General features: G+C 45.5%; 18 protein-coding genes. 14 read left to right on the top strand and 4 right to left on the bottom strand.

The window, feature by feature from the left end; genetic code table 11:
• Positions 1-153: 153 nt before the first annotated feature.
• The 4 genes from aroQ to Q1B11_RS10620 all read right to left on the bottom strand — a co-directional run bounded on the left by aroQ (position 154) and on the right by Q1B11_RS10620 (position 4,012).
• Positions 154-600: a type II 3-dehydroquinate dehydratase gene (gene aroQ, locus Q1B11_RS10605; RefSeq protein WP_299731933.1), complete on the bottom strand. Its 447-nt coding sequence runs from the start codon at positions 598-600 to the stop codon at positions 154-156.
• A 195-nt stretch (positions 601-795) separates the two neighbouring features.
• The gene (dsbD, locus tag Q1B11_RS10610) at positions 796-2,619 is read right to left on the bottom strand and encodes a protein-disulfide reductase DsbD (protein WP_299731936.1); all 1,824 of its coding nucleotides are present in this window, start codon (positions 2,617-2,619) and stop codon (positions 796-798) included.
• Between the two features lie 137 nt (positions 2,620-2,756).
• Entirely contained in the window at positions 2,757-3,284 is a 528-nt protein-coding gene (gene ppa, locus Q1B11_RS10615; RefSeq protein ID WP_067518778.1) for an inorganic diphosphatase, read from the bottom strand.
• Positions 3,285-3,373: 89 nt separating this feature from the next.
• On the bottom strand, positions 3,374-4,012 hold the full coding sequence (locus Q1B11_RS10620) for a trimeric intracellular cation channel family protein (protein ID WP_299731947.1): 639 nt from the start codon (positions 4,010-4,012) through the stop codon (positions 3,374-3,376).
• Between the two features lie 169 nt (positions 4,013-4,181).
• Between Q1B11_RS10620 and Q1B11_RS10625 the strand changes: the two genes are divergently transcribed.
• The 14 genes from Q1B11_RS10625 to Q1B11_RS10690 all read left to right on the top strand — a co-directional run bounded on the left by Q1B11_RS10625 (position 4,182) and on the right by Q1B11_RS10690 (position 20,181).
• Positions 4,182-6,824: a hypothetical protein gene (locus tag Q1B11_RS10625; protein WP_299731950.1), complete on the top strand. Its 2,643-nt coding sequence runs from the start codon at positions 4,182-4,184 to the stop codon at positions 6,822-6,824.
• Between the two features lie 128 nt (positions 6,825-6,952).
• Positions 6,953-7,852 carry a hypothetical protein gene (locus Q1B11_RS10630; protein WP_299731952.1) on the top strand — a complete coding sequence of 300 codons (900 nt, stop codon included), beginning with the start codon at positions 6,953-6,955 and terminating at the stop codon, positions 7,850-7,852.
• 73 nt (positions 7,853-7,925) lie between these two features.
• Complete coding sequence (locus Q1B11_RS10635) at positions 7,926-8,393, top strand: SycD/LcrH family type III secretion system chaperone (protein WP_299731955.1); 468 nt, start codon at positions 7,926-7,928, stop codon at positions 8,391-8,393.
• Between the two features lie 19 nt (positions 8,394-8,412).
• Complete coding sequence (gene sctE / locus Q1B11_RS10640; protein WP_299731958.1) at positions 8,413-9,969, top strand: type III secretion system translocon subunit SctE; 1,557 nt, start codon at positions 8,413-8,415, stop codon at positions 9,967-9,969.
• A gap of 71 nt (positions 9,970-10,040) precedes the next feature.
• The gene (locus Q1B11_RS10645) at positions 10,041-11,543 is read left to right on the top strand and encodes a hypothetical protein (RefSeq protein WP_299731961.1); all 1,503 of its coding nucleotides are present in this window, start codon (positions 10,041-10,043) and stop codon (positions 11,541-11,543) included.
• Between the two features lie 74 nt (positions 11,544-11,617).
• Complete coding sequence (locus tag Q1B11_RS10650; RefSeq protein ID WP_299731964.1) at positions 11,618-13,873, top strand: TyeA family type III secretion system gatekeeper subunit; 2,256 nt, start codon at positions 11,618-11,620, stop codon at positions 13,871-13,873.
• A 20-nt stretch (positions 13,874-13,893) separates the two neighbouring features.
• Positions 13,894-14,259 (top strand): hypothetical protein, encoded by a 366-nt coding sequence (locus tag Q1B11_RS10655; RefSeq protein ID WP_299731967.1) that lies wholly within the window; start codon positions 13,894-13,896, stop codon positions 14,257-14,259.
• Positions 14,260-14,353: 94 nt separating this feature from the next.
• Positions 14,354-14,782 carry an EscI/YscI/HrpB family type III secretion system inner rod protein gene (locus tag Q1B11_RS10660; RefSeq protein ID WP_067518767.1) on the top strand — a complete coding sequence of 143 codons (429 nt, stop codon included), beginning with the start codon at positions 14,354-14,356 and terminating at the stop codon, positions 14,780-14,782.
• A gap of 100 nt (positions 14,783-14,882) precedes the next feature.
• Positions 14,883-15,665, top strand: a complete 783-nt coding sequence (gene sctJ / locus Q1B11_RS10665; protein WP_299731972.1) for a type III secretion system inner membrane ring lipoprotein SctJ — start codon at positions 14,883-14,885, stop codon at positions 15,663-15,665.
• 8 nt (positions 15,666-15,673) lie between these two features.
• Positions 15,674-16,366: a SctK family type III secretion system sorting platform protein gene (locus Q1B11_RS10670; protein ID WP_299731975.1), complete on the top strand. Its 693-nt coding sequence runs from the start codon at positions 15,674-15,676 to the stop codon at positions 16,364-16,366.
• Positions 16,345-17,013, top strand: coding sequence for an HrpE/YscL family type III secretion apparatus protein (locus Q1B11_RS10675; RefSeq protein WP_299731978.1), 669 nt, complete (start codon positions 16,345-16,347; stop codon positions 17,011-17,013). The genes Q1B11_RS10670 and Q1B11_RS10675 overlap by 22 nt, the downstream gene beginning before the upstream one ends.
• 240 nt (positions 17,014-17,253) lie before the next feature.
• A complete protein-coding gene (frdA, locus tag Q1B11_RS10680; RefSeq protein WP_067518759.1) occupies positions 17,254-19,038 on the top strand; it encodes a fumarate reductase (quinol) flavoprotein subunit in 1,785 nt (594 codons plus the stop codon).
• A 4-nt stretch (positions 19,039-19,042) separates the two neighbouring features.
• Positions 19,043-19,792, top strand: a complete 750-nt coding sequence (locus Q1B11_RS10685; RefSeq protein WP_299731982.1) for a succinate dehydrogenase/fumarate reductase iron-sulfur subunit — start codon at positions 19,043-19,045, stop codon at positions 19,790-19,792.
• Positions 19,792-20,181: a hypothetical protein gene (locus Q1B11_RS10690; RefSeq protein ID WP_299731985.1), complete on the top strand. Its 390-nt coding sequence runs from the start codon at positions 19,792-19,794 to the stop codon at positions 20,179-20,181. Before Q1B11_RS10685 ends, Q1B11_RS10690 begins: the two co-directional genes overlap by 1 nt.
• Position 20,182: the final 1 nt, after the last annotated feature.

A 20,182-nucleotide genomic window follows, 5' to 3' on the forward strand; every position in this document is an offset into this window, starting at 1 on the left:
AACCTTGCCGGTTGGGTTTAATAAGGTTTGAAAGCGGGAGGCAGGTAGGTTGCTCAACCTGCTTTCAATGTTTAAATCTGGTTCGCAGGTGCGTATGGCTAGAGGTTAATACCATTACGCACAATTAAAAATGCGGGTTTTCCCTATTTTGCTTCAGGGATTGTCAGTCAGTTTTTTAATGGCTGACGACAGTGCAAGGCTATACCCTTGTGGGCCAAGGCCTGCAATGACTCCTTCTGCAATATCACTGAAATAAGAGTGATGGCGAAAAGGTTCTCTTTTATGCACATTGGAGAGGTGCACTTCGATGAACGGAATGTTCACCCCAAGAATGGCATCTCTCAAGGCTACGCTGGTGTGAGTAAACGCAGCAGGGTTAATGATGATAAAACGGACATTATCGAGGCCAGCCTGATGAATGCGCTCGATCAGCTTATGCTCAGCATTACTTTGATAGCTTTCCAGTTGCAGGTTTGCAGCGGAAGCTTGCCTGGCCAATTCCTGATTAATCTCATCCAGCGTCGTTGAACCATAGACTCCGGGTTCCCGGGTGCCGAGAAGATTCAGGTTTGGGCCGTTGAGCACAAGAATGTCTGTCATTTTAATCCTCTTTTTGCGGTGTATCTCTGTAAAAGGAAAGACACAGCGTAGTACCCGGAAAGCCAATGAGCTTGCTTTTGATCAGGCATTTTGCCCCATTGTCAATGATGCGTCCAGCTTGTGCGTGTTACAGGAGGTTAACGACAGTTACGAAGAATTTCGAGACCGTTTCCAGCATGTTTCTGTGAGCTGTGTTCAGGTCTGACGGTTTAGAAGTGCCGTCAGCTTTTGATGAAGTTGCTCAGCCGTGATTTCTCCCTGACTTTTTAAAGCAGGTGCTTCTTTGCCGCTACCGTCGAAAAACAGCAGGGCAGGTGGGCCGAATAGGCTGTTTTGATTGAGGTATTGTTGGTGTTCGCGGGTGTTGTCGGTGATATCCAGTTTGATCAGGGTGAGCTGATTGAGCTGATCTGTGACCAGTGGGTCTGGGAAAACGGTTCGTTCAATCACTTTACAGGAGATGCACCAATCAGCATAAACGTCCACAAGGGCAGGTTTTTGCTGTATTGCCGCATCAGCCAGTAATGCATCAAGCTCTTTGAGAGTGGTGATCTTGGTAAAGTTTGATGTCGGCGCTGAATTACTGACGTTACCAGAGCCAGGAGGTTGTGCAGTCACGCTGGCTAAAGGTCGAAGTGGGTCTTGATTTCCCATAGCGCCACCGACGATGAGGCAGGTTCCATAAATCAGGCAGAGAATACCAACAGCCTGTTTCAATTTTTGGCTTGCAGCCTCTGTGTTCAGCTTAAGAGCACCAGCGAAGATACCGCTGCCAATCAATAAAGCGCCCCAGAGTAGTAATGTTAATGGGGCAGGAATGATTCTTTCCAACATCCAAATGGCTACGCCAAGCAGCAAGACTCCGAAGAAAGACCGAATGCCGTTCATCCATGCGCCTGATTTAGGGAGCCAGTGACGGCCACCAAGCGCCAGTACAAAGAGCGGAATCCCCATTCCCAGCCCAAGTGCAAATAAAGTCAGGCCGCCAAACAGAGCGTCACCGGTAGAGCTGATATAAATAAGTGCACCGGCCAATGGTGCAGAAACACAGGGAGAAACCACAAGAGCGGATAACATTCCCATGACCGCTGCGCCTGAGAGACTTCCGGACTGTTGCTGGTTACCGCTGAGCTTTTCTCGAAGTTTTGTCGGAAGTTGAACTTCATAAAGACCGAACATACTTAACGCTAAGAGAACAAACAGTATGGCCATTGGAATCAATAACCATGGAGACTGGAGTTTTGCCTGTAAATTCAGACTGGCACCAAATAACCCCATCAGAGTGCCAGCAACGGCAAAAGTGGCTGACATGGTTAAGACATAGGTGGAAGTGAGTGCAATGGTTCTACCCTTACTTTGCTCTTTAGCTCCAAGAATCAGGCTGGAGAGAATAGGGAACATGGGCAGCACACAAGGAGTGAGGCTTAAACCAATCCCGGCAAGAATAAAGAGCATTAAGGCAACGGGCAGGCTGTTACCTTCCAGTTGCTGTTGGTAAATGCTGTCTGGAGCAGAGTTCTGAGACGAACTAGCCTGTTCTGCAGAAGTGCTCATCGTGCCAGTATTCTGGGCAACCAGCGGGATCGTAATAGAGTGCGGCGGGTAGCAAAGCCCTGCTTTGGCGCATCCCTGAAAACCAACCTGTACTTCCGGCAATGTGCCGGCATTGGTTACTGGCAATTGAATGGTGAAATTCTGGCTGAATGTTTCCAGATTTTTGTTGTAGTAAGGGTCGAAAATCAATTCGCTGGTGGGGTAGGTCGCGTTGCCAAGGGCGGAAATATCCGATTGGGGGGTAAACTGAAACTGATGCTTATATAAATAGTGCTCCGGCGTCACTTGGACATTAATGGTCGCCGTATTATTTTCCACCGTTCCTGAAAAACTGAAGGCTTCTTCCACTGGAAGAAAGTCCTGATTTTGTCCGCCGAAGAGTTGATCAAGGTTTGCCTGAGCGGACCATGGAAGAAACAAGGCGAATAATAAAGTCCATATAAGGCGGATCGGGTGTTTTGGCATACAGGCGGCTGTTTATTGTGTGGAATGCTAATAATTGTGCAGTGATATAACGGATATGCAAGTGATACGGCGTAAGCAGGGGGTAAAGAACAAATGGGAACCTGAAGCCCATGAAGGCCTCAGGCAGTCAGAAGAGATCAGCCCTTGTAGTTTGCGGCAGACTTCTTGATAACTTCTTTAGCCGCTTCAGCGCCTTCCCAGCCATCGATCTTCACCCATTTGCCAGGTTCCAGATCCTTGTAGTTTTCAAAGAAATGCTCGATCTGCTGAAGCAGCAGTGGCGGCAGGTCGGTGTATTCTTTGACGTCTTTGTAAATAGCAGACAGCTTGTCGTGAGGAACGGCAATCAGTTTCTCATCGCGGCCACTTTCATCAGACATGTTCAGCATGCCCACAGTGCGGCAGCGGATCACAGAACCAGGAATCACCGGGTAAGGCGTAACCACCAGAACGTCCAGCGGGTCGCCGTCGTCCGCCAGGGTGTTGTTGATGTAGCCATAGTTGGCTGGGTAGAACATTGGCGTGGCCATGAAACGGTCCACCAGAATGGCGTCCATCTCTTTATCCACTTCGTACTTAATAGGGGCTGCGTTGGCCGGGATTTCGATAACAACGTAGATATCTTCAGGAATATCTTTACCGGCAGGAATGGATGCGTAACTCATCGACAGTAGATCTCTGTTTTGGGGGTCATGTTGAAATTGCTGCGTATTATATAAAGTTTGCTTCCGTATTTTCCACTTTGGTCTTAGTTTTATCGAGGAGTGTTGTTGTCAGAGTCCGATTCTGAATCATCAAAAATAAATTTTGGCAGTTCCAGAGCTTTATAGATAGCAAGAATCCTGAGCAGAAATCCGCAAATGAGTGTGATCAAAATGGCTGTGCTTGTGGTGAGTGGTGTCAGTATTAGACCAAAGTAGAGCCAGGCGGAGAAAAAGGCGATGCTGCCATAGAGTTCCTTTCTGAACACCAGCGGTAATTGATTGCACAGAATATCCCGAACAACCCCACCAAAGGCGCCGGTAAATACGGCCATAATGGAAGCAATCAGATAGCCGTGACCCAATTCCAGGGTTTTCTGAGCCCCAATAATGCTGAAAGTGATCAAACCGATGGCATCCAGTACCAGGAATGTCTCGGTTAAATGGCGCACCCAAGGCCGTATAAAAAGTACAAACAGCGCAGCTGAGCAGGTGATCAGGAGGTATTCAGGCTTGCCAACCCACACCATCGGGTGATTGTTTAGCACTACATCTCTTAGGGTGCCACCAGCAAATGCAGTGGCACAGGCAATAATCAAAATACCGAACGGATCCATTTTTTTTCGACCAGCAACAATAGCACCCGCCATTGCTTCGACAGTGATAGCAAGAATGTAAAGAGTTTCAAGCACTTTGATGACCCTGCAGCTTTCTCGAAGTAGTGGCTTTTATAATAGTTCCGTTTAAAGCGTTGTATTTCATAGCACTCATTATTCTTTAGTTTTAATTCGCTTTCATATGGCGACCCATCAACTAGACTTATTTTTTATATAGCGTAGGTGTTTTAAAAGGGATTTTCTTATGACATCGGTAACTTCAGGTGCCCCAACTCCACCGCCAAGTCCTCCAACAGGACGTAAAGAATCAGCAGTTAAGCTTGGTGACAAAAAGGTTGAAGTTTTGTCTCCTGGTGCTGTGGTCAATCATATGCCTAAAGGTTCTGGGTCTAGGGGAGTTTCATCTGCTTTTACTGGTAGAAGTGTCAAATTAGCACCTATAGCGGATCCAAAGTCTGATGACGGATTTTATGATCAGGAAATTCCAGATGAAGTGCATGGCGCAGAAGGTGTGTCCAAAGCAGTTCTTGAGAGCCAGCAGCCGCATAAACCTTCTCACTTAGATGATGACTCCGATTACTATTCTGAGGAAGAAGGTGACATACCAGGGACTTTTAAGGTTGAACCACCCACCCAAAACTTTCCTTCTACCAAGCTTGATCCTAAAACAGGCGTTTTGGATATTAGTGTTGATCCAGCTATAGCGACAGATGAATCCGAAGCGCCAACAGAAGTTGAGAAGGGCTTATTTAAGTCCGCGCTTTCGAGTATGGGAAAATGCTTATCGAAAATAGTGGCTTTTGCGAAAAAACACAAACTACCGATCATGATTACGTTGGGTATTGTTCTAGGCCTTGCCTTGATGTTTGCATCTGGCGGGCTGGCAGGCTTACCACTTATCGGTGCTTTTTCTGTTGGTTATATTGTGACCACAATGAATATGTCGATTCTTTTATTTTACGCAATGGATGGCATGCTGAACCCGAAGGATCATCAAGGCGCTAATGGAAAAGATGGAAAAGATGGTAAAAGTGGCAAGGATGCTAATAAGGTTGATGCGAGCTCAGGTTCTGCTAAATCCAATGCTGCTGAAAAGGAATTAAGTAATGGCAATATTTTCAAGCTGCACCGTAAAGGGAAAGTTGAACCAGCCATCCGTCTTAAACGCTCAGAAGCAGAAAAAATATCTCAAAGTAAGGAAGACCTTGTACATCCATTCGCCTTAGATGAGTTTTATGAGTGGGTTGATAAGGCTCTTGGTTCATTGAAAGACGAGGACAAATTTAAGGAGTTTAGGGAAAATTTTCTTGCTCCTGGTGAAGTGCTCCCCATCGAAGATTCTGATGCTTTAAGAGCAGAGCTTGATAAACTTGGTCTGTCTTTGGATAAAATTAAAGCGTTGGCTGGAGAGCCTCTTGAGGCTGAATCTCATTCGTTTGCAGAGCAAGCGACACGGATGGAGACGATGGATGAAGAAATGGGAAAAATCTTAGCCATATTGCGTCCGAAAGCAGAGCATGTGGGACCATGGTTAATCGACCTGGTTAAAGCATTACCCAAAAGCAAATGGTTGCCTGATCACAACCGTCTTACAGACAAGTTCTTATCTCTTGATCCGGAACGTGATCGGTGGTCTACCGGAGTAGATGAGATGGCAAAGCTTGAAGCCACTGATATGACACGTAATGTCTGGAAAGCACTGAAAGAATATGAAGCAAGTGTATTAACCAATAGTCCAGCGACTTCAATCAAACCGCCTGTGATTTCAAATATGGATGATGTTGAAGGTCCTGTTATAGAAGAAGCGAAACCCGTTTTAGAGAGACAAAACCCTCCTGTTCAGCCTGAAGGTGTGAGAAATGGAGAACGGCTGAATGGTTTGGATCTAAGTGACGATGGGTTTGATTTTGGACGGGTAAAGCAAGCTGCGGGAGAACTCAGAGATAAATTTGATGATTTAGTAAAAGCAGCAGAGCCTATTAAAGCGTCTGGACAAGATGGAGATTCAGGTTTTGGTGATGACAGGCCTGATCCACCAGCCTCAGGTAAAACCGGTTCTGTAAACCCTCCTGTTCAGTCTGAAGGTTTGAGAAATGGAGAACGGCTGAATGGTTTGGATCTAAGTGACGATGGGTTTGATTTTGGACGGGTAAAGCAAGCTGCGGGAGAACTCAGAGATAAATTTGATGATTTAGTAAAAGCAGCAGAGCCTGTTAAAGGGTCTGGACAAGATGGAGATTCAGGTCTTGGTGATGACAGCCCTAAAGAGTTAGTTTCACCACTTTCAAATCAAAGTTCAGATTACACCGGTTCTGTAAAAAGGAAAAAAGGCTTACGTAAAAGTGGTTCGAAGGGAGATGAAAATTCTGGTTTAACCACAGAAAAGATGAAAAAAATAAGAGAGGGTCTTAATAAATTTGAAGCTATAGCTAAAGATGAAGAAGGTTTTGTTGCCGGAAATTTCTGGGGTCTATTTAAAAGTAAAACTGGTTTTGATATTAATGATCCACAAAATGATAAGATTAGGGAGGCTCTTCTTCGGCTTGGAACTGAACTTATCTCAAAGTTGGGTGAATTTGAGGTAAACCCAAATAGTTCGCTAGGTCGTATTCAAAGTGCAGACTCACAAAATGCTAAAGACTTGATGAAGGTGTTGATTGTTATCATGTTGAGTCATGCTAAAGATATTCTGAAAGTGGAAGCTGTTAAGTCGGAATGGCTTGCTAGCGAAAACAAGAGTTCAGTAAAAAAGAAGATAGTTAAAACATTTAGCGATAATGTTTATTTTGAAGAAAAAATGTCGAGTGTTAAGTTCAGGGGTAAGAGGTTGAAAACAAAAATAACTGAGCTGATTGGTAATTGGGTTGTTAATGAGAAGAAATCTTAGTTTGATTTTTTTGATAAGTGATCGGAAATTAAATTGCGTTTATTGATCGTTAGAAGCTACTGATCTGAAGCATAAACGAAACTTTTACCTTAATTAAATTATTTTACTCAACCAGCAGGGAATTAATTATGAGTGCTCCAGTAGATGGATCTACTCCCAGTGCGGAGCCAAGCACAGGGAACGGTGGCAGTTCAGGATCGTATATTGTTAAACTGAACACTGACCGCTTAGATACTTTGCGAGCAGCAGGGTATTCCGATCAACAGATCGAAGCACTCCTGTCATTAGCTGATGATGAAGGTAGCTCATTAGAGCCACAGCACTTTCATACAGTTAATAAAGAGACTTTGAATGCTCTGAGATACAGAGGAAAGTTAAATGAGGCCACCAAGGATCTGATCTATCTTCAGGCGCCGGTTGCTCTTGTTCAGGAAGTCAGTGATCCCGGCAACTGGAGTGGTGATAATTATCTGGGGCCTGGGGCTTCTGAGGTTCGATCCTTTATGCAGGGCGAAACAGTTGATCTGACCAGACCAAGCCTTGATGCGTTGATGCTGTCAGTGCTGAGTGCAAGGGCTGATATTCTGCAGGGGCAGCTGGAAGATCAGATTCAATCAATTCAAGAAAGAAATGATTTGTTAGAGCGCGGAAATGCTGCTTTGGCAGTGGCGCGAAATTTTAAAGCTGCAGCAGGTACTTCGGGTGATGCAGGAGATACTCTTGGTTCAACCGATCTTGGTGATGCTTTTAGTGCTTTAGGGGCGACTTGGGCAGGTGGCGGAACAATATATCCCGGTGATCCGGTGCTCCCGATAGGCCCATCAGGACTTCGCTATAACTCTTCGCTTTGGGATGTGAACATAGAGTCTTTAAAGGGAAGAATTGAAGCACTGACCAGTGAGTCCCAATTAGATACAACTCGTCTTCAACAAACAATTAATAAATACAACCAAACTTTTGAACTGCTAAGTAACTTTATTAACCGATATTTCCAGTCTGTCAGTTCTGTTATTCAGAATTTGAGATAGATAACTGCATGAAAACAAAAGTTATAAGCTAGGGTGGTTTTTATAGCATGTTTGATTTCAAGGAGGGGCGAACGTGAATAATAATGAACTGAATGGCGAAACCTTTGAAGATGAATTAATGGGCTTCTTTTCAAAGGGAGGCACGTTTAAAGATTTAAAAGACGTGAGTGACGATGCCATGGAGGCAATCTATTCTGTGGCCTATAACCTCTATCAAAGTGGGAAGTATGATGAGGCTCAACAGATTTTTCAGTTTCTCTGCTTTTATGATCACTTCAACCGTAAATACTTTATGGGTCTTGGTGCCTGTCAGCAAATGAAAAAAGAGTTTGATAAGGCTATAGAAGTGTTTTCATTTGCTACCTTGCTGGACTCTGACGATCCCCGCCCAATGATTTATATCGGAGATTGTCATATGGGTAAGGGTGACAAAGAAAAAGCCAAAATTGCCTATGAAACCTCCATGGATTGGGCTGGTGAAAGTACTGATTATGCTCAAGATATTGAGCGTGCAAAAAACATGCTGGAAAACCTGGAATAACGTTTAAAGGAGTATTCGTATGTCGTCTTCCATTCCACAGGGTTCTGTACCTTCGGAACACAATACCAACCCTTCTGTAATATTGGGGACAGATCAAGCCGAAGCAGAAAGGCTTGGTAAGCTGAACCAAAAAGATAAGGTTGATCGGGGTTTTTCAAATCAGAACAGTGCTTCACTGGCTGCACCGAAGGAAGATGCTGACTTTACAGCCGGTACTGTAAGGATTGAACCACCTGCTGAAGGTGCTGACTCGCCTTCAGGTAAGGTTCTGAAAGAAGTTGAAGTATTGAAAGAGCTCACGAACTTTTTCAAGCCCGGCAGCAAAGGGCAGGAAGTTTTAACCGGTGTGCAGCTGGAGCAGGTGGGGCAGGAGATTTTTGATAAAGCATTGAAAAAGCTGAACCCTCTGGCAAAGCATATCAGCACTATTCAGGGTAACAGGGAGCATTTGCACTCACTAGGTTACAGTGATGCGCTTATTGATGGTCTTCTGTCTCTTGCGAATCCGGATGATGTTGATAATTCATTGTCCTCCATGCACTCATTCTCAGCCAGGTTGTCTGGTAAACTTCAAGGCGATCCATCATTGCAGAATCTGCATGATCTCTTCGGTGATGTGTTGACTCAGTTTGCGGGCCTTGAAGGTGGACCACCAGAAGTTCTTGATGACATAAAAGCCAGCCTTCAAGCATTTACCAATAAGCATTTGAGTACAGGTAAAACACTGGATGTTGATGCAGCTTCCCTCATGCTGATGGAGATACAAACCAAGCTGCAAAATAACCGTTTGGTATTTAGTCAAGAAACGATAAAAACACTGCAGGTTGAAAGAGAGCAGTTAGCGGAAAAACGCATCAAAAAAATTGCAGAGTCGGTCGAGAAAGCTAAAGAAGCCGAAAAGTCAGGCATGGTTGGTCGGATATTTAGCTATATTGGCTTAGCAATTATGGCCGTCATTGCGGCAGTGGTTACTGCTACTACCGGCGGTTTGGCTGCAGGCCTTATGATTGCTGCGGTAGCTGTCATGGTATTGATGTTGGCCTCGTCAGAGAGCGGCACTAACTTTATGACCAACTGGGCTGGTGAAGATGGCGAGCTGGGTTTGACTATTGCCTGGAGTGTTGTGGTTGCACTTTTGACGATTGGCGCTGCAGCAGCCGCTTACTCTGCTTCTGGTGCATCTACTGCGGCAAATGCTGCGGGAGCAACAGCTAAAGGAGCACAAGTAGCTGCCACTGCGTCAACGGGCGCTTCAGTTGCAGCGAAATCTGCAAAACTGGCTGCGATGGCAGAAAAGTTGGTTCGATGGGGGCAGGTGGCGGGAGCCGCTACATTGTTCGCAGATGGTGCTGCCAGTGCTGTCAGCACTCAATATCAGTTTGAGGCTGATATGCTTAGGGCAGAGTCCAAAGAAATCCATGCATTTATTCTTCGAAATCAGCAGTTAATTGATGAGTTTGTAGAGGATATTCAGAAAGTCGTCGAAGAGCTTCAGCAGGGCTATTCTACTATCGCCAGCATTCTCAAAGATAACCATGATACAAAGATAAAACTTCTATCTTATGTTAAAGGCTAAGTTCAGTAGATTCATCAGGGATATTGAATCATAAAATTGAAAAGACATATATGTCGACAGGAGGTTAACGTATGACTGAAGTAAATAATTCAGGTGCTTTACACCATACTCAACAACAGGCACCTATTCTTGATGCTGGAAAGCTTCCAGGTAAAGAAAGGGTCTCCGGTGGTCAGCTGGACGGTAAAGATTTGACAGTTTCTAGCAGGGGTGCGGCTCCAAATGAGTTTATTAATAGCAAAGGTGAAGTGGCGCCTCAATTAGAAACTCCTGGGGACACATCGTTGCTTGATCTTGAGTCGGCGTCGGTCAAAATTGCAGAAATCAGCAAGCATGCTGAGGAGTCTCTTAAATCTACACGTGCATTATTGAGTAATATTGTCAGTGGAAAAGTGACTCCGGAGCAGACTGCGCAGCTACAGCAGCATGCAGCAGCACTTCTTGAAACCAGTGAGTATGTGGATAATCTCCAAGGAAAAGGGCTGGATAACACCAAAGGAAAAGAGAGTGTTTTAGCGGCGCTTGGCTTTAGTGATGCTCAGTTGGAAGCACTTTTGTCTCTGGCTAATCCGGATGATGCAGGAAACTCTCTTGCGTCACTGCATGGAGGCGCCCGAAGCCTTAACGCTAAAGCTTCGGTGCTGAGGAGCCTTGGTTTCAGTGATAGCCAGATAGATGCATTGTTATCTATGGCCAATCCTGATGATGATGGCAATAGTCTTGCTTCTTTGCATCAGTCGGGGGCGGGGGCTAAAGAACTATTGAAGGCCCTGGGTTTTCAGCAGCAACAGATAGACAAGTTGATCGGTCTGTTGAATGGAACTCTAGATAGTTCAGGATTTTCTGAGCAGGCTGCATTGTTAAAGAAAATGGGATTCACGGATGCTCAGGCTGAAACGATCTTGAGCAATAGTGATAATCTAAAGCTGAAAGAACAGAAAAAATTACTGGAAAGCGCGTCCAGTGAGCAAAGTAATTTACTGAAATCTGCAGCTATTGGCTTTAATACTTTGTCGGCTAACCAAGTGTTTGGCCCAGAAATTCTTGAACAGCTAGTTGATATGTTTGCTGTGATGGAGTTGCTCCACAAAATGAGTGTAGAGCAGCGACAAAATGCGAGAACAAGCCGCTCGATCAACTATGAAGCATCCAAACAGCAGGTTCTTGTTCAAGCCGAAAAAATGAAAGATGCCGCCGTTAAAACAGCCATAGCTGGATTCGTCAGTGCCGGTGCAAAGATGGCTGCCGCTGCAGCACAGGGTGGCTTTGCAGTTAAGTCAGCTAAGGGTGTGACTGATGGCGTTAGACAAGCTCAGGTAGCTATTGGTAACGCCCTGGGCAGTAGTATCACCAGTATGGGTGATATTATTAAAACCGGATTGGATTATACGGCCACGATGGATCAGGCGGAAATTAAAGTGCGAGAAGCAATACAGAAAACTTATGACAATGCGGCTCAATCTGACAGCGAATTCCTGAACATGCATCAGGATATGATCCGAAATGTTCAAAGTAAAATGGATGAAATTATTCGTTCATGGTTTGAAACTCTAAAATCAACAACACGGGTTTAATTTTTACGATTAAGCCTATTTGTTATCAGGAATAGCCAACCAGGAGGGTTGGCTATGCAACAGCAGAGGACGCTATGGCAATTGCAGATGGCCCAAGCTCGATCGCCACTCAGGCACCTACGAACAAAGCATTCTTTGACGTTCCAGACGATATAAAGCAGCGTAGCTTTGGAACAGGTACTGCATCTAATGGTGATAATGTAACTGCGCTTAAACAAACAAGTGCTTTAGAGGCAAGTACTGATATTGCTGAAGAAATCTCACAGGCTCTGACAAAGTTCAAAAAATGGGATAAAAGAGAAGTTGGTCAGAACGATTCACATCAAGAAAATATGCTTGAGTTAATGCGTAAAATTCAGGCAGTTGAGAAAATTGATGGTATTGATGAGTTCAAAAATGATTTAATTAATCAACCTAATTTGACCAGCAGAGATTATCAAAAAAAGGCTGAAGAAAAATTCCCGGATGTGTTTCATCAGTATATTGCTTTATATGAAGCGGCAATGGCTTCTGAACAAGCTAATGGGAAAGGCTCAGCGGATGAGATTTTTTCGGCGGTAGATAACCTCAAGCGAGATAATAGACAGGCCATTCAAATTGGCCTGAACCTTACTGAAGAGGCGGCTAGGCTCTCTGATGAAACGGGGCTGATGTCAATTCCTGAAACCCGCCGTGAATATCAGGATCATGTTCAAGATCACAAAAGCCTCAATCAGGCTTATGTTGAGATTAATAAGCGCCATGGTTCAAAAAACTTTGAAACCGCAGTGGATATTCAGCTTAAACTTCTTGCTACGGACTTGGCCTGCGTTGATAAGTCTACATCCGGGACACGTTTAAAAGCGATACTTGATGATATGCAGAAACTGAAAGTTCTGGTGGGTGTTCATGATAATTGTGTCGAAACTCAGGAGCAGATTGCCAGGGCACCTTTCAATTTAGAGCTTGCTGCTCATGAATATCTCGGAAGTATTCTTGGCCTTATAGATAGGCAGTGGATTACAGAAGCTGATTTTTCCGGTTTAGCTAAAGAGATGAATGTTAATGAGCTTCAGGCAAAAATTTTCTTTATGAATAAAACGGCTGAAACAGTGCGAATGTTACCTGAAGAAATATTTGTCAACGTAGAAGCCAAGCAGCAAATGGTTTCTGCGGTTCAGGAGGTTCAGGATTCACTGGTGATTCAGGAAGAAGGCTCAGATAAACCCATTGATAATAAAGATGGCATCATTGGCGAAATTGATGTGCAGAGTAATGGGATCCTCAGTGATATTGCGCATCAGATGGGCTACGATCTTTCCGGTTCATCTTCTGAAAATAAAATGCAAGGTGTGCTGCAGAAGAGTTCGGCTCAAGCTGCGGATACAAAAAAATCTGCGGTGGAAGCCAATAGTGGAAATGAGGGCGCCACAAATGTCAGTGCTTCTGAACCTGAATCTTACAGAGGGCTTTCTGATGAAAAGCTTGTTGAGATTCAGGACGTAAAGCTTAAGCGAGCCGATGAAATTCAACAGCTGAATGGTGAAAAATATGTGTTCGATAGCGCTGTTGATGCCCTTAAACGTGCTCAGGAAAATGGGCCAGGTGAAGTCCTGAAGACCCTGGAGGCCTTAACCCAGAAAAGGGGAAAAAGTGTTGCTCGTAGTTTGAAAGTACACATTATTCCGGATGGTCAAAAGGAAGCTATTAACCTTATTCCTCCTGATAAAATATTGAATGATAAAACGCCGGAAGAGATAAATAACTTGGTTCAGACTGCTATTGACGTATTAGAAACGCAAAGCGCTAAACAGTTCAAAAGTGTGGACTTTACAAAATTACAGAATGAGTTGGAAGATCTTCGAAGATCTATTACGGCACTTGATAGAAACATGAAGACTAAGATTAATAACCGCTCTAAAGGTATGAAGCAGTTCTACCAACTCGAGTTGAGAAAAGTCACTGTTCATGCGTATGAGGCTGGGGTTGCAGTAGGAGCAGCAGCCGAGGATTATGATGCTAATGATGAGAATACATTGAAAATTCAACGTGCTAGAACAACTGGCAGGCCCCAGGAACTCAGATCCATTGTTAAACCGGCTAAAAAAACCAAGTTTGATATGGATGTTGATGATGGTTTTGATTCAGATTTTGAAGGCGAGCGTGAAGATAATGGCCCCGTATATAATCAAGGTGATGTTGATTTCAGTCCTGATGCCGGGAGCTTTAATGATGATGGCGCTGCTGGCGAAAACCCTCAGCCCGATGATGATCAGTCAGAGGGGCAAGATGATCAGAGCGGAAATGATAATTTCGATGAAGGCTTCGGGGATGACACTGAAGTAAACTGAGATTTTAAAAGGAGAAGATAATGGACTGGAAGGATGAAGTCCTTGCAGATGTTGGCAATGGAATGGGGGTCAGTGGGCTGAACTTTGGTCCAGAGGGCGTGATTTGCTTTGAGTATGAGCGAAGTGGCTCTTTATACATGGAGCAAAAAGAAGACGGTGTTTTAATGTATCTACACCGGGATATTGACGCTTTTAACCCCTTGCCAGTCATGGAAAAGGCCTTGAAAGGGTGTCACTTTACAAACAGTTATGCATGGCCATTGCAGGTTGGGCTTAAAGATAATCAATTATTTATCGGTTTGTTTTTGGTTGATAATGAATTTGACCGCCCTAGTGTGGAAAAAGCCATTCAGTATCTGATGTCCAAGCTTGATCAGCTAACCTGATAAGTAAATCAGTATATTTTAATTCCAAAACGATCCAGTTCCCCGGGAGAGAGGCAGTACCTCAGAACTGAATAAAGCTCAGAGGTCTCTTGCTATGGTTGATAAAATTACCAAACCCGGTGATTTGGGTGATAAGGCTTTTGATAAAGCCAAAGAAGGCTTGTCAACATCGGATCAACCGGATGATGATTCTGCAGGGCGTTTTGCCGAGTTGGTTTCCGGTGATCTTAAAAGTCCACCTCAAGCAGCTTATGAAACGGCTGCCGCGGAAGGTGTCATTGCTGATGATCCAGGTTTAACCCTTGGTGACAAAGTACTAAGGGGTATGCAAGGGCTGAGGAATCATGTTGAAGACAGGGCTGATCTGGTTAAGGGGCACCTTGCTCCCGGAGAGGCGATGAGTATGAAAGATATGTTTAATACTCAACTAGCTATGACGAACTTGATGGTTACTGAGGATTATATTGGCAAAATTGTCAGTAAGAGCACTCAAACCTTCGATACACTTCTACGTAACCAGTAATATTTATTCTTAATCTATCCCGACCTTCTGATAAGTTTTCTACCTCCTGGCCGTTAACAGAGAGGTAGAATTCAATTAAACATCGATAGGGTCACCTCATATGAAACAGGGGGTTCTCAAGAGCTTCAGGCTGATACTGGTGGTTTTTTCCAGCCTTATCTTGCTGGGATGTAAAGTAGAGCTATATTCAGGTCTTGATGAGAAAGAAGGCAATCAAATGCTGGCTATTCTCATGGATAACGGTATTTCCAGTGACAAGCTGATAGATAAAGACAAAGTGGTGACGCTATTGGTGGACGGAGAAGATGTTTCCAGATCCATCAGGGTGTTAAACAACTATGGCTACCCCAAGGAAAAATACTCTTCTATTGGTGACATATTCCCTAAAGATGGTTTGATCTCTTCTCCAACCGAAGAGCGAGCCAGATACACTTATTCCATGTCTCAGGAGTTGTCGTCTACCTTGTCAATGATCGACGGTGTCGTGGTTGCCCGGGTACATGTTGTTCTGCCTCAAGAACAAGACAGCTTAACAGACGTGACTTATCCTTCATCAGCCTCAGTATTTATTAAGTACACCACAGAGCTGGAATTGGCAGGTTTCATACCTAAAGTGAAAACACTGGTTGCTAACAGTATTGAAGGCTTATCGCTTGAGAAAATTTCGGTTTCAATATTTCCAGCGACCCGTCTGAATGAATCTTTTTCCAATACGTCGTCGACAGAAACGGTGTTATTTGTTGAAGTGCCCGCAAGTTCTGCCGGTATATTCCGCTTGGGTTTATACGCATTATTGATTCTGCTCCTCCTCGCAGCTGTGGCAACAGGCTATGTATATTGGATCGATGCTCAGAAGCAACGAAAAAGAGCACAGTCAGAGTGAGTTAGGCCATGAATAGCCAAAGTAATAGGCAGGACGACAGTGGACAAAGTTTGTTTAATCTGGCCATAAAGTTTAACTTTTACCCTGTTCGGTATGCGCATCCCAGTTGGCTTCAGAAAGATGAAAATTTTCGAGTTATTGAGTCACTGAAGTCAGACCCGGCAGCGCATTTCAGTCTTTCCGCCTACTTGCTGAAAAAGTTCAATCTTCAAGGCGCATTTGATTTTGATTTTGGACGGTTTGATAAGCGGGTAGTCTTTGCCAGTGCAGCAGAGATTGAACAACTGGCTTTTTATATTGGGCTGGTCACTAATGAAGAGGTGATTCGTTCCGTCGTGCGCAGAGAAGAAAGGTCGGCATTGAAGCAGTGCCTTGGCGAAGATGCTTACCGATTTGCCGTGAAGAAGGCTCAGTTTATCAGTAGGACTTCTGTGAAATCGGGTCCGAGTATCTTGATCGATTGGGGTAATCTTGATCGTTTTAAGGCGTACTTGATCTCAACCGGACAGAGTGTCATGGCCTCTGCATTTTCAGACGTGCCAGAAGCCTTCAGGCAGCGGCTGATCATGAAAATGCCAAGAAGCTGGCAGATCCCATTGAGTAAGCCGTCCGATACCGGTCTTACCAGTCCTCAATGCATTTCTCTACTTTTAAAAACACATAAAGAGGTGAATCGACAGTGGCGGCACCTGTTATCCTGAACAACGTTCGTTTGGAGTTGGATCCAAACTGCAAAGTGCTCAAGGCCAATGATTACGTTGAATACCTTGAAGCGGATGAAATCATGCAGGCTGCCCATCAGCAGGCTGAGAAAATAAAAGAAGAGGCCAGGCAGGCCTACGAAGACGAAAAAAAACGGGGCTATAAAGAGGGAATGACCAAGGCCCGTGAAGATCAGACTGACCATATGTTAAAAGTGGTGAGTCGGACGATTAATTACCTTTCCGATATAGAAGACACGCTGGCGAATATTTTACTCTCCGGGGTCAAAAAGATTATCGGCGAGTTTAACCAGGAAGAGTTAGCTGTGAATCTGGTTAAAAACGCGTTACAGCATGTTAGAAGTGAAAAGCACGTCACTGTCCGTATACCTCCTGCCCATTACAGTGCAGTACAGGCGCGATTGAATGAAATTCTGGCAGATTATAAAGGTGTTGGTTTTATTGATCTGGTGGCAGATCCTCGATTGTCTGCCGGAGACTGCATCATGGAAAGTGAGATTGGTGTGGTTGATACCAGCATTGAGGTGCAACTGAAAGCGCTGCAGAAGCGTTTTGACAGCCTGAAATCCATTGCGGCCAGAACAAGAGAGGCTGAAATGGTCGCGAAAACTGATTCAGATCAATAGGTAGTGTCTATAATCTTGTGCGTTCATTCAATGGTGAATAGGATGTAGTTATATACGCATATAAGGAGCCCGATTTTATCGTGGCTTTCCGAAAAGTTGGTGTATTTTTGTTCTGCATCAATAGCATTACTGTCCAGCTCCTATAAAATCCTTTCTTGAATTTTTAACCCTTCTCATAAAACTCCAAAGAAGCCGAAGACTGCGCTCAATGATGCGGTATAAGGCGTTAGAGGTTTGCGTATGCAGGTCATAAAGGCTGATGTAGCCATTGTCGGTGCCGGTGGCGCCGGGCTGCGGGCTGCGATTGCCGTTGCTGAAAAAAATCCGGAACTGAAAGTGGCTTTGATCTCCAAAGTCTACCCGATGCGCAGTCACACCGTCGCTGCCGAAGGCGGTTCTGCCGGTGTTATTCAGGATCACGATTCCCTGGAAAACCACTTTGTTGACACCGTTGCCGGTGGTGACTGGCTGTGCGATCAGGACGTGGTCGATTACTTCGTTTCTCACTCTACCGAAGAGATGATTCGTCTGGAGCACTGGGGCTGCCCATGGAACCGTAAAGACGACGGTGACGTTAACGTTCGTGCCTTTGGTGGTATGAAGATTGAACGCACCTGGTTTGCGGCGGACAAGTCCGGCTTCCACATGCTGCATACACTGTATCAGACGTCTACCAAGTATCCATCCATCGAACGCTACGATGAGTTCTTCGCTACTGATCTGATCATGGAAGATGGTCGTGCTCAGGGCGTTGTGGCTATCGAAGTGAAAACCGGTGAACCTAAAGTGTTCCTGGCTAAGTCTGTTGTCTTTGCAACCGGCGGCTCTGGTCGTATTTTCCGCTTCAATACCAACGGCGCTATTGTCACCGGTGACGGTCATGCCATGGCGCTGCGCGCTGGTGCACCGCTGCGAGATATGGAGTTCGTTCAGTATCACCCAACCGGTCTGCCAGGCTCTGGTGTATTGATGACCGAAGGTTGTCGTGGTGAAGGCGGTATTTTGTTGAACAAAGACGGCTATCGTTACCTGCAGGATTACGGTCTCGGACCAGAAACGCCGGTTGGTCAGCCAAAGAACAAATACATGGAGCTGGGCCCGCGGGACAAGCTGTCTCAGGCGTTCTGGCAAGAACAACGTAAAGGTCGCACCATCGACACGCCACTAGGCGACGCTGTTCACCTTGATTTGCGTCACCTTGGCGAACAGAAACTGATGGAGCGTCTGCCGCTGATCTGCTCTCTGGCGAAAAACTATCTGGGCGTTGATCCGGTTCACCAGCCAATTCCGGTGCGTCCTGCGGTGCATTACACCATGGGTGGTATTCGTTCCGACATCAATTGTGCGACCGATATCGCTGGTTTGTTTGCTGCCGGTGAATGCGCCAGCGTGGGTATGCACGGCGCTAACCGTTTGGGTTCTAACTCTCTGGCGGAAACCGTAGTGTTCGGTAAAGTGGCAGGTGAAAGTGCCGCTGATTTTGCTTCTCAGAACGTAATGTCTGACGAAGGTAAATTGGTTGATCAGGCGCGTGCTCACTTGGCTCGTATCGAAAGTCTGCGCAACGCTAACGGTACCGAAAAAGCATCTCACCTGCGTCACGAAATGGTGAAAACCATGGAAGACAACTTCGGTATCTACCGTATCGGCGAAGAGATGCAGGCGGGTCTGGATAAGATCTCCGAACTTCGTGACCGCTTCAAGAATGTAAAAGTAGAAGACAAGAGTAAGGTATTCAATACCGAACTTCTCCAGGCCTTCGAACTGCAAAGCTCCCTGATGGTGGCTGAGTGTATGGCTATTGGTGGTGTCGAGCGTAAAGAATCTCGTGGTGCACACCAGCGTATCGACGGTTTTGAAGCCCGAGACGACGTGAACTTCCTGAAGCATTCTGTCGCCTATTTCAATGGTGATGCGAAGCCACGTCTGGAATACCAGGACGTTAACGTGACCCGCTTCCAGCCAGAAGAGCGTGTATACGGCGCTGCTGCTGAAAAGCAGGCAGCTGAGAAGGAAGGGAAGTAAGGCCATGAGTAACCAAACCATTACCATCGAGATTCTCCGCTACAACCCGGAGACCGATGACAAGCCAACGTTTGGCAAGTTCGATATTCCTTACAACGAAGACTGGTCCATGCTGGACGCCCTTGAGCACATCAAGGACGAGCTGGATGCTACGTTGTCTTACCGCTGGTCTTGCCGTATGGCGGTGTGTGGTAGCTGCGGTATGGTCATTAACGGCACACCAAAACTGGGCTGTGAGACTTTCCTGCGGGATTATTATCCAAACACCATCAAGGTTGAGCCGCTGGCGAACTTCCCGATTGAGAAGGATTTGGTGGTGGATACCGCCGACTTCATCAAGAAGCTGGAATCTGTTAAGCCATACATCATCAATGCCATGGAAAAACCGGTTGAAGAGGGCGTGAATAAGCAAACGCCTAAGCAGCTGGGTCTGTACAAGCAGTTCTCCATGTGTATCAACTGCATGCTGTGCTACTCCGCTTGTCCGCAGATGGGTCTGAACCCACTGTTTACTGGTCCTGCCGTCATCGCACTGGGTCATCGTTACAACCTGGACAGCCGTGATGAAGGTTACGATCAGCGTACCGAAGTGATTCAGGGTAAAGACGGCGTGTGGTCTTGTACTTTTGTGGGTTACTGTTCAGAAGTTTGCCCGAAGAACGTTGATCCGGCTGCCGCCATCAACCAGAACAAACTGCAGGGTTCCCAGGATTGGGCGCTCTCTTTCCTGATGCCACGTAAAGGAGATAAGTGATGAGTCGCCGCCCTTATGTGCGCCCCATGAAGCGCACCTGGTACATGGATCATCCTTTTTACCGCAATTACATGGTTCGGGAATCCTCTGCGTTTTTCGATGGCCTGTACTGTCTGAACCTGTTTTTTGGTCTGGTACAGCTGGTCCGTGGTGAAGAAAGCTGGAACAGCTGGCTTGATCTTCAGGCTAACCCACTGATGATTCTGTTCACGGTGGTGACGCTGGGTCTGACCATTTATCACGCAGTGACCTACTTTGAGATGACCCCACGGGTTCTGCCTCAACAGTTGCGTAAAATGGTTAAAGATCATGTGGTTAACAAGCTGATGTACGTTGGACTGGCCGTGGTGTCTGCGGTGATTCTGGCTGCAGCTACGTTCGGACTATAAG

This window comes from uncultured Endozoicomonas sp. (assembly GCF_947495845.1).
Classification (GTDB): Bacteria; Pseudomonadota; Gammaproteobacteria; order Pseudomonadales; family Endozoicomonadaceae; genus Endozoicomonas.